Source organism: Pontibacter sp. HJ8, from assembly GCF_054824225.1.
Genome location: NZ_JSYF01000103.1, coordinates 1 through 10,718 on the forward strand (window position 1 = coordinate 1; position 10,718 = coordinate 10,718).

Sequence of the window (10,718 nt, forward strand, 5' to 3'; positions counted from 1 at the left end):
AGTTCAGAAAGCGGAACATTTGCTTTCACAACTGATGAAGTTCCTTTTGTATCCATCCCTTTCATGATACCTCTTCTTCTGTTCAAGTCACCTGTTACCGGACCGGTATACTCATCCGGAGTAACAACGTCTACAGCCATGATTGGCTCCAGTAGTTTCGGTGCGCATTGCTTACCTGCTTCCTTAAAGCCTTGGCGAGCTGCAAGTTCAAAAGAAAGTGAGTCGGAGTCAACATCGTGGAATGAGCCATGGAACAAGCGCACTTTCATCGAGTCGATCGGGAAGCCTGCCAGGATACCATTCTTCATAGATTCTTCGAACCCTTTCTGAACAGCTGGTATGAATTCTCTTGGAATCACACCACCTACAATAGCATTCTCGAACTCAAGCCCTGGCTTGCCATCTTCCCGTGGTCCCATAGTGAACACGATATCGGCAAACTTACCACGACCACCAGACTGCTTCTTGAATACCTCTCTGTGTTCAACAGACTTGGTGATAGTTTCCTTGTAGGCAACCTGAGGTGCACCCTGGTTCAGTTCTACTTTGAACTCACGCTTCATTCTGTCGATAATGATCTCCAGGTGAAGCTCGCCCATACCTCTCAGGATAGTCTGACCAGTTTCCTCGTCCGTATTCACCTGTAGGGTTGGATCTTCTTCCACCAGTTTCGCAATCGCCATACCCATTTTATCAGAGTCAGCTTGCGTCTTTGGCTCTATAGCGTATCCAATTACTGGTTCAGGGAAGTCCATTGATTCCAGAACGATTTTCGCATTCTGATCACAAAGTGTGTCGCCGGTTTTGATGTCTTTGAAACCTACCACTGCTCCGATGTCACCTGCCTCCAGCTTATCAATTTGATTTTGCTTGTTGGCATGCATCTGGAAAATCCGAGAGATACGTTCCTTGTTATTAGACCTTGTGTTATACACATAGGATCCTGAATCCAATACGCCTGAATAAGCTCTAACGAAGCAAAGGCGGCCTACATAAGGGTCAGTCGCAATTTTAAAAGCTAAACCTGCGAAAGGCTCTGTAGCGCTTGGTTTACGGGATATCTCATTTCCTGTATCCGGGTCTGTACCTATGATGCTTTCCTTATCCATAGGAGACGGAATCAATGCCATCACATAATCCAGCATTGTCTGTACACCTTTGTTTTTGAAAGATGAACCGCAGAGCATTGGCACAATGGCCATATCGATAGTTGCGGCACGAAGTGCAGCCAGAATTTCGTCTTCGGAGATTGAATTAGGATCTTCGAAGTATTTCTCCATCAGGGTTTCATCGTATTCGGCTACTGCTTCCAGAAGTTTTTCTCTGTACTCAGCAGCTTCTTCTACCATGTCATCCGGAATAGGAACCTCAGTAAAGGTCATGCCTTTATCTGCTTCGTTCCAAATGATGCCGCGGTTATTCACCAGGTCAACTACACCTCTGAAGGTCTCCTCTGAGCCAATAGGTAATTGAAGTGCAACGGCATTGCTACCCAGCATTTCCTTTACCTGCTTACAAACAGCCAGGAAATCAGCTCCTGAACGGTCCATTTTATTTACGAAACCGATACGGGCAACTTTGTAGTTATCAGCCAGACGCCAGTTTGTCTCAGACTGAGGCTCAACGCCATCCACTGCACTAAAAAGGAATACCAGACCATCCAATACACGCAGTGAGCGGTTTACTTCAACAGTAAAGTCCACGTGACCTGGCGTATCAATGATGTTGATGTGATACGGCTGTCCCCTGTAATTCCAGTTTACGGTTACAGCTGCAGAAGTAATGGTGATTCCTCGCTCCTGCTCCTGCTCCATCCAGTCCGTCGTAGCGCCACCTTCGTGTACCTCACCTAACTTGTGTGATTTACCAGTATAGTAAAGGATTCGCTCTGTTGTAGTAGTTTTGCCGGCATCAATGTGCGCAGCAATACCAATATTTCTTGTATACCTTAAGTCTCTTGCCATTCTTAGAATCTAAAGTGTGAGAATGCTTTGTTTGCCTCTGCCATTCTGTGCGTATCGTCTTTCTTCTTCACGGCAGCACCTTCACCTTTTGCAGCTGCGATTATCTCACCAGCCAATTTGTCTTTCATCGTTTTCTCACCTCTCCTGCGAGAGTAAGAGATCATCCACTTGATACCAAGAGATACTCTGCGGTCCGGGCGAACCTCAGTCGGCACTTGGAAAGTAGCGCCACCTACTCGGCGGCTTTTCACCTCTACGCTTGGCATCACATTGTTCAATGCTTTCTTCCAAGTTTCAAGGCCGTTCTCTTTCGTTCTTTGCTCTACTAATTCTACAGCATCATAGAAGATACCATAAGCAATACTTTTCTTACCATCTTCCATCAGATAGTTAACGAAACGTGTTACTAAGGTCTCTTTGAATTTTGGATCAGGAAGGAGAACTCTACTTTTAGGCTTTGCTTTTCTCATTATATTATAACTCTATCAATTATTTTTTCTTACCACCTTTACCTGCTGCAGCAGCTGGCTGTCCTGGCTTAGGTCTTTTTGCACCGTACTTAGAACGGCTCTGCAGTCTACCACTTACACCGGCAGTATCCAATGCGCCACGCACGATGTGGTAACGAACACCTGGAAGGTCTTTCACTCTACCTCCTCTGATCAGCACAATAGAGTGCTCCTGAAGGTTGTGACCTTCACCAGGGATATAGGCGTTCACCTCTTTACCGTTTGTCAGCCTTACTCTTGCTACTTTACGCATAGCTGAGTTTGGCTTCTTAGGCGTAGTAGTATATACTCTTGTACATACACCACGACGCTGTGGGCATGCATCTAGGGCTGGAGATTTAGAGTTATAGGTTAACTTCTCTCTACCCTTTCTTACTAATTGCTGTATAGTAGGCATTTATAATTTGTTAATTATATAATTTTTCACTCTAAAATTCGGTCTGCAAAGGTAGGAAAATCACTTTGCAATTTCAAAATTTTAATCCATTAATTATTAGCACATTAGGCTTCTCCCACCGTTCCTCCGAAGTTCATCGGGAAAGATGGGGCTTCATTTGCCGGTTTAATCTCCCCAAAGCTGCTTTCAAATTTTTGAATGTTATCGGCCAAAGCAGCCAAAAATCTTTTGGCATGCTCTGGCGTGATAACGATTCTTGATTTCACTTTTGCTTTAGGTAATCCTGGCATTAGCCTTATAAAATCGATCACAAATTCTCCGCTTGAATGTGCTATCATAGCCAGATTGGCATATTCGCCCTCTGCTATTTCTTCACTTAGCTCAATGTTGATCTGATTCTGATTTTTCAGCTCTTCTGCCATACCGATTATCTGTTATTTTGTAACTCCTGCTGTCTGGCACGGCTTCCGGCACCTGTCTTCTTAGACTCTACCAGTGTATCGTATTCATCCTGGCTACCCACGATCAGCTTCTGGTACTCTCTCAGACCTGTACCGGCAGGGATCAGGTGACCTACGATCACGTTCTCTTTCAGACCAAGCAGTTCATCCGCTTTACCTTTGATTGCTGCCTCGCTCAGTACTTTAGTAGTTTCCTGGAACGATGCCGCTGAGATAAAGCTTTGTGTACCCAAAGAAGCTTGTGTTATACCTTGCAAGGTTGGTCTTGATACAGCCGGAGATGCGTCTCTTACAGTTACTAGCTTCAGGTCACGACGCTTCAAGCTGGAGTTTTCATCACGCAGCCTTCGGGCTGTCACAATCTGTCCTGGCTTCAGGTTAGCAGAGTCTCCGGATTCTTCAACTACTTTCATGTCGATGATTCTATCATTCTCTTCCATGAAGTTGATCTTGTCAACAACCTGATGCTCCAGGAAGCTGGTGTCACCTGCGTCAATGATCACAACTTTCTGCATCATCTGGCGAACTACCACCTCTATGTGCTTGTCGTTGATCTTCACACCCTGCAGACGGTATACCTCCTGTATCTCGTTCACCAAGTACTCTTGTACCGCACCCGGGCCTTGAATATTCAGGATATCAGAAGGTGTAATAGCACCATCCGAAAGCGGCATACCTGCACGAATAAAGTCATTGTCCTGTACCAGAATATGCTTGGACAGCGGCACCATGTATTTCTTCTTCACGCCGTCTTTCGACTCGATAAAGATTTCACGGTTACCACGCTTCACACTACCATACGTTACCACACCATCAATCTCAGACACAACGGCCGGGTTAGATGGATTACGGGCTTCGAACAATTCTGTAACCCTTGGCAGACCACCTGTGATATCTCGCGTCTTTCCAATGGCACGTGGAATCTTCACCAGTATCTGTCCGGCTTTGATCTTCTCGCCATTTTCTACTGTTAAGTGGGCACCTACCGGAATGTTGTAACCTTTCGGCTCTCCACTCTTCGGCTTCACTATAATAGCAGGGTTTTGCGTCTTATCTTTGGTATCAATAATTACTTTTTCACGGTATCCAGTCTGCTCATCGGATTCTTCACGGTAAGTGATGCCCTCGATGATGGATTCATAATCAATTACACCGTCAAACTCAGAGAGAATAACTGCGTTATATGGATCCCACATACAAAGTTGATCGCCTTTTTCAACTGCTTGTCCTTCGTTCACCGTTATGAATGAGCCGTAAGGAACGTGGTTACTGATGAGTACTTTGCCAGATGCAGGATCAACAATTTTCACCTCTCCTGAACGACCCATAACTACTTTCACAGTGTCACCTTCGTTGTTGATCGTGTCGATGGTACGAACATCTTCAAATTCAACTTTACCAGCGAACTTGGCTCTGATCATCGCATCTACTGCAATGTTTGACGCCGTACCACCCACGTGGAAGGTACGAAGTGTCAGCTGTGTACCAGGCTCACCGATGGACTGTGCTGCAATAACACCAACAGCCTCACCACGCTGCACCATAAAGCCTGTTGCCAGGTTACGGCCGTAGCACTTGGCACAGATACCACGCTTCGACTCACAAGTAAGTACTGAACGGATCTCTACTGTCTCAATCGCGGTGTTCTCGATCGCACGCGCAACTTCTTCCGTTACTTCAGAACCGGATTCAACGATAAGATCATTTGAAATCGGATCGTATACATCATGTACCGTCACACGGCCCAGGATACGCTCAGAAAGTGACTCCACGATATCTTCATTGTCTTTCAGCGCACTCACTTCCAGACCTCTCAGCGTTCCGCAGTCTTCCTCGTTCACGATCACGTCCTGTGACACGTCCACCAGACGACGGGTCAGGTAACCCGCATCCGCTGTTTTAAGGGCCGTATCGGCAAGACCTTTACGAGCACCGTGAGTAGAGATAAAGTACTCGATTACATCCAGACCTTCTTTGAAGTTAGAAAGAATCGGGTTCTCGATAATCTCACCAACTGAACCCTGAAGTGATTTCTGAGGCTTCGCCATCAGACCTCTCATACCACCCAACTGACGAATCTGCTCTCTTGAACCACGGGCTCCTGAGTGCATCATCATGAAGATCGAGTTAAAGCCCTGATCATCATTTTCCAGACGGCGCATCAACGTTTCAGTGATCTGGTTGTTGATACGGGTCCAGATGTCAATCACCTGGTTGTAACGTTCGTTGTCTGTAATCAGACCCATGGAGTAGTTTTGCCATACAGCATCCACATCCTTTTTGGCCTGAGCTACCAAGATATCTTTCTCTTTTGGAATCTGAATATCACCCAGACCCATGGATAGACCACCTTTATAGGCAGACTGGAATCCTAGTGTTTTAATATCATCCAGGAAGTGAGCCGTACGGGCCATACCCGTTTCTTTGAATACTCTGGAGATGATCTGCTGAAGTTTCTTCTTCGTCAACAGTTCGTCGATGTATCCTACTTCTTCCGGAACAAACTGGTTGAACAGAACCCGACCGGCTACGGTCTCGATTGATTTTGTAACCAGTTCGTTATTCTCATTCTTTATACGGGCTCTTACTTTGATGTAAGCCTGCTTCGAAAGGCGCCCTTCGTTGATGGCAATGATTACTTCCTCCGCAGAGTAGAAATTCATGCCTTCACCAGGGATCTTTTCTGTTTCTGTGCTACGCTTTCCTTTGGATACATAGTATAAACCAAGTACCATGTCCTGAGATGGTACTGCAATTGGAGCACCGTTAGCAGGGTTCAGGATGTTGTGCGAAGCCAGCATCAGCATCGAGGCTTCCAGTACGGCTGCAGGTCCCAGTGGAACGTGCACCGCCATCTGGTCACCGTCAAAGTCAGCGTTGAACGCAGTACACACCAGTGGGTGCAGCTGAATCGCCTTACCTTCGATCAGTTTTGGCTGGAAGGCCTGTATACCTAATCTGTGGAGCGTAGGAGCACGGTTGAGGAGCACCGGGTGGCCTTTCAGCACATTCTCCAGGATATCCCAAACAACAGGATCTTTACGATCTACTATTTTCTTCGCAGACTTTACCGTCTTCACGATACCTCTTTCGATCAGCTTGCGGATGATGAACGGCTTGAAGAGCTCAGCTGCCATGTTCTTAGGCAGACCGCACTCGTGCAGCTTCAGTTCTGGACCAACCACAATTACTGAACGGCCGGAGTAATCCACACGCTTACCAAGTAAGTTTTGTCGGAAACGCCCCTGCTTACCTTTCAGCATGTCGGATAGTGACTTCAGCGCACGGTTACCTTCTGCACGAACAGCGTTCACTTTACGTGAGTTGTCAAACAGGGAGTCAACCGCTTCCTGCAGCATGCGCTTCTCGTTGCGAAGAATTACTTCAGGAGCTTTGATTTCGATCAGACGCTTCAGACGGTTGTTACGGATAATTACGCGTCGGTACAGGTCGTTCAAGTCGGAAGTAGCGAAACGGCCACCATCCAACGGAACCAGCGGACGAAGTTCTGGCGGTATAACAGGCACCATGCGGATGATCATCCACTCTGGTCTGTTTTCAATTCTGGTAGTAGCATCACGGAAAGCTTCCACAACACGCAGACGCTTTAACGCTTCTGCCTTACGTTGCTGAGAAGTCTCATGTGCTGCAGCGTGACGAAGCTCATAGGACAGGTCATCCAGGTTCGTGCGCTCCAACAACATTTGTAATGCTTCAGCACCCATTTTCGCGATGAACTTGTTGGGATCGTTGTTATCCAACATCTGGTTCTCGCGTGGGAGCTTATCAATCATATCCAGGTATTCATCCTCAGTCAGGAAGTCCAGTAAGTTGACACCGTCTTCTGCCAGGATACCTGGTTGGATTACTACATATCTTTCGTAGTAGATGATCTGATCCAGCTTCTTGGTAGGTAAGCCTAACAGATATCCTATTTTGTTCGGAAGAGACTTGAAGTACCAGATATGTGCAACAGGAACTACCAGTTCGATGTGGCCCATGCGCTCACGACGCACTTTTTTCTCAGTCACCTCTACACCGCAACGGTCGCAGATGATGCCCTTGTATCTGATTCTCTTATACTTTCCGCAGTGGCATTCCCAGTCCTTCACAGGTCCGAATATTCTTTCGCAGAATAAACCACCCATTTCTGGCTTATAGGTTCTATAGTTAATGGTCTCAGGCTTTACTACCTCTCCGTTAGAACGCTCCAGAATCGACTCTGGAGAAGCTAAGCTTATCGTTACTTTGGAGAAATCCTGAGTTAGCTTTTTATTTTTTGCAAATGCCATATTATTATAATAATGTCGATACAACGAATATGCCTTACGCTAATCTGTATAAAGTGCGCTAAGCGCCCTGACTGTTGCCGGGGCGCTTAGCTTATACTTTATTACTCTAACGTGATTTCCAGTGCCAGACCTCTTAACTCGTGAATCAGTACGTTGAAGGATTCCGGGATATTTGGTTTTGGCAACACATCGCCTTTTACAATCGCCTCATAGGCTTTTGCACGGCCGATCACGTCGTCAGATTTCACTGTAAGTATTTCCTGCAGTACGTTTGATGCACCGAATGCCTCAAGCGCCCATACCTCCATCTCACCAAAACGCTGACCACCAAATTGAGCTTTACCGCCCAGTGGCTGCTGTGTAATCAATGAGTATGGTCCGATAGAACGAGCGTGCATCTTATCATCCACCAAGTGACCTAGTTTCAGCATGTAAATCACACCTACTGTTACCGGCTGGTCGAAGCGGTCGCCTGACAAACCATCGTACAGATAAGAACGTCCGAACTTCGGAAGACCTGCTTCAGCCAGTTCGGCAGATACTTGCTCTTCCGTAGCACCGTCAAAAATAGGTGTAGCATACGTTCTACCCAATTTCTTACCTGCCCATCCGAGCACTGTCTCGTAGATCTGACCGATGTTCATCCTCGAAGGTACACCCAGCGGATTCAGAACGATGTCCATTGGTGAACCGTCTTCCAGGAATGGCATATCTTCATCGCGAACGATACGTGCTACCACACCTTTGTTACCGTGACGTCCCGCCATCTTGTCACCCACTTTCAGCTTACGCTTCTTGGCGATGTATACCTTGGCAAGTTGTACTATACCTGCCGGAAGCTCATCTCCTACTTCCAGTGTGAAACGCTCACGCTTGAAGTGTGCTGAAGTGATATTGCGACGCTTGTTATAGTTCTTAACAAGCTCCACCAGCATGCTGTTAGTCTTTTCGTCCGGTGTCCAGTTTTCCAGGATCAGATCCTTGAACATGTTCACTTCTTCCGGAACCGCATAGTTACTTTCGTCCTTATATGGGTTCTTCTCAGGGAACAGGGCCTCTATGATATTCTTTCTGGAGAACTTAACGCCTTTTGAAAGAATCTCGTCGCCAAACTTATGCTTGATACCTTGTGAGTTTTTACCTTCCAGTAAAGCCACCAGTTTATCAACCATTATGTTTTTAATGGCATTGAGATCTTTGGAATATTTCACCTTCAGCTCTTCTACCTCTTTTTTCGACTTGGCCCGCAGGTTTTTGTCTTTCTTAGGTCTGGAGAAAAGCTTCGTGTCGATAACCACACCATTCAGTGATGGAGGTGCCTTAAGCGATGCGTCTTTCACATCTCCGGCTTTATCACCGAAGATCGCACGCAGAAGTTTTTCTTCTGGAGTTGGATCGGTCTCGCCTTTAGGCGTGATTTTACCGATCAGGATATCGCCTTCTTTCACCTCGGCTCCAATACGGATTATACCGTTCTCGTCCAGGTTTTTTACAGCTTCCTCGCTTACGTTCGGGATCTCAGAAGTTAATTCTTCTTCACCACGCTTCGTTTCACGAACTTCCAGTTCAAACTCTTCAATGTGTATAGAAGTGAAGATATCGTCCCGAACTACTCTTTCAGAGATTACGATAGCATCCTCAAAGTTGTAACCTTGCCATGGCATGAATGCCACCTGCATGTTTCTACCGATAGCCAGTTCCCCGTTGTTCGTAGCATACCCTTCGCAAAGTGGCTGACCCTTCGTTACACGGTCACCCGTAAATACAATCGGTGTCAGGTTGATGCAGGTATCCTGGTTCGTTCTTCTGAACTTGATCAGGTTATACGTTACATACTCTGCATCAAAGGCTACCAACTTCTCTTCTTCAGTCAGGTCGTATTTTACCACGATCTTTGTAGAATCAACAAAGTCAATTACACCGTTGCCTTCTGCTATCACCAAAGCCCGCGAGTCAATGGCAGCTCTTCTTTCAAGACCTGTGCCCACAATCGGAGCTTCAGCCTTTAAAAGTGGCACTGCCTGGCGCTGCATGTTCGAACCCATCAGGGCACGGTTAGCATCGTCATGCTCAAGGAACGGGATAAGCGAAGCCGCTACCGAAACGATTTGGTTTGGAGCTACGTCCATATAAGAGTAAGTAGATGGTTCTTCCACAGGGAAGTCACCCTCAAATCTACCCTTTACTCTATCGTTTATGAAGTTACCTTTCTCATCTATGATGGCGTTAGCCTGTGCGATGTGGTGGGTATCTTCTTCTTCTGCAGTCAGGTATTCAACTGTACCATTCATCTCTACTATACCTTCGGCTACCTTGCGGTATGGCGTCTCGATAAAGCCCATGTGGTTTACGCGAGCGTGCACACACAAAGAAGAGATTAGACCAATGTTTGGTCCTTCCGGTGTTTCGATGGTACACAGACGACCATAGTGGGTATAGTGAACGTCACGTACTTCGAAACCAGCACGCTCTCTTGACAGACCACCTGGTCCAAGTGCAGATACACGACGTTTATGCGTCACTTCTGCCAATGGATTCGTCTGGTCCATGAACTGAGACAACTGGTTTGTTCCGAAGAACGAGTTGATCACAGAAGACAAGGTACGGGCGTTGATCAAGTCAACCGGCTTGAAGTCCTCGTTATCACGAACGTTCATACGCTCTTTGATGGTACGGGCCATACGTGCCAGACCTACACCAAACTGTGCATACAGCTGCTCTCCTACCGTTCTTACACGGCGGTTGCTCAAGTGGTCAATATCATCCACTACTGCTCTGGAGTTGATCAGACCGATCAGGTACTTCACGATAAGAACGATATCCTCGTTTGTCAGCACCTTCGCATCCCAGTTCTTATCCAGCCCCAGCTTCTTGTTGATTCTGTAACGTCCTACTTCACCCAGGTCATAGCGCTTATCAGAGAAGAACAGCTTCTGGATAATATCCCGAGCTGTTTCTACGTCTGGTGCCTCTGTGTTACGCAGCTGGCGATAGATCTGCTCTACGGCTTCCTGCTCCGAGTTAGAGTTATCTTTCTGAAGCGTGTTATAGATAATAGCGTAGTCAGCGATGTTTACATTCTCGCGGTGTAGAAC

At 46.6% G+C, this 10,718-nt stretch carries 6 protein-coding genes; all 6 read right to left on the minus strand.

The window, feature by feature from the left end:
- Positions 1-1,964, minus strand: a 1,964-nt coding sequence (fusA, locus tag OB13_RS05975) for an elongation factor G (RefSeq protein ID WP_461489241.1), incomplete at its 3' end; no start/stop codon positions are given.
- A 2-nt stretch (positions 1,965-1,966) separates the two neighbouring features.
- Complete coding sequence (rpsG, locus tag OB13_RS05980; protein ID WP_461489242.1) at positions 1,967-2,434, minus strand: 30S ribosomal protein S7; 468 nt, start codon at positions 2,432-2,434, stop codon at positions 1,967-1,969.
- A 19-nt stretch (positions 2,435-2,453) separates the two neighbouring features.
- Positions 2,454-2,870 (minus strand): 30S ribosomal protein S12, encoded by a 417-nt coding sequence (gene rpsL, locus OB13_RS05985; protein ID WP_026236167.1) that lies wholly within the window; start codon positions 2,868-2,870, stop codon positions 2,454-2,456.
- A gap of 104 nt (positions 2,871-2,974) precedes the next feature.
- The gene (locus OB13_RS05990; protein ID WP_461489243.1) at positions 2,975-3,292 is read right to left on the minus strand and encodes a DUF3467 domain-containing protein; all 318 of its coding nucleotides are present in this window, start codon (positions 3,290-3,292) and stop codon (positions 2,975-2,977) included.
- A 5-nt stretch (positions 3,293-3,297) separates the two neighbouring features.
- Positions 3,298-7,623: a DNA-directed RNA polymerase subunit beta' gene (gene rpoC / locus OB13_RS05995; RefSeq protein WP_461489244.1), complete on the minus strand. Its 4,326-nt coding sequence runs from the start codon at positions 7,621-7,623 to the stop codon at positions 3,298-3,300.
- Between the two features lie 101 nt (positions 7,624-7,724).
- A partial coding sequence (rpoB, locus tag OB13_RS06000) for a DNA-directed RNA polymerase subunit beta (RefSeq protein ID WP_461489245.1) occupies positions 7,725-10,718 on the minus strand: 2,994 nt, incomplete at its 5' end.

Coding starts and splice junctions, on each gene's coding strand:
- rpsG (WP_461489242.1), bottom strand. CDS start 2,434: ATGAGAAAAGCAAAGCCTAAAAGTAGAGTTCTCCTTCCTGATCCAAAA.
- rpsL (WP_026236167.1), bottom strand. CDS start 2,870: ATGCCTACTATACAGCAATTAGTAAGAAAGGGTAGAGAGAAGTTAACC.
- OB13_RS05990 (WP_461489243.1), bottom strand. CDS start 3,292: ATGGCAGAAGAGCTGAAAAATCAGAATCAGATCAACATTGAGCTAAGT.
- rpoC (WP_461489244.1), bottom strand. CDS start 7,623: ATGGCATTTGCAAAAAATAAAAAGCTAACTCAGGATTTCTCCAAAGTA.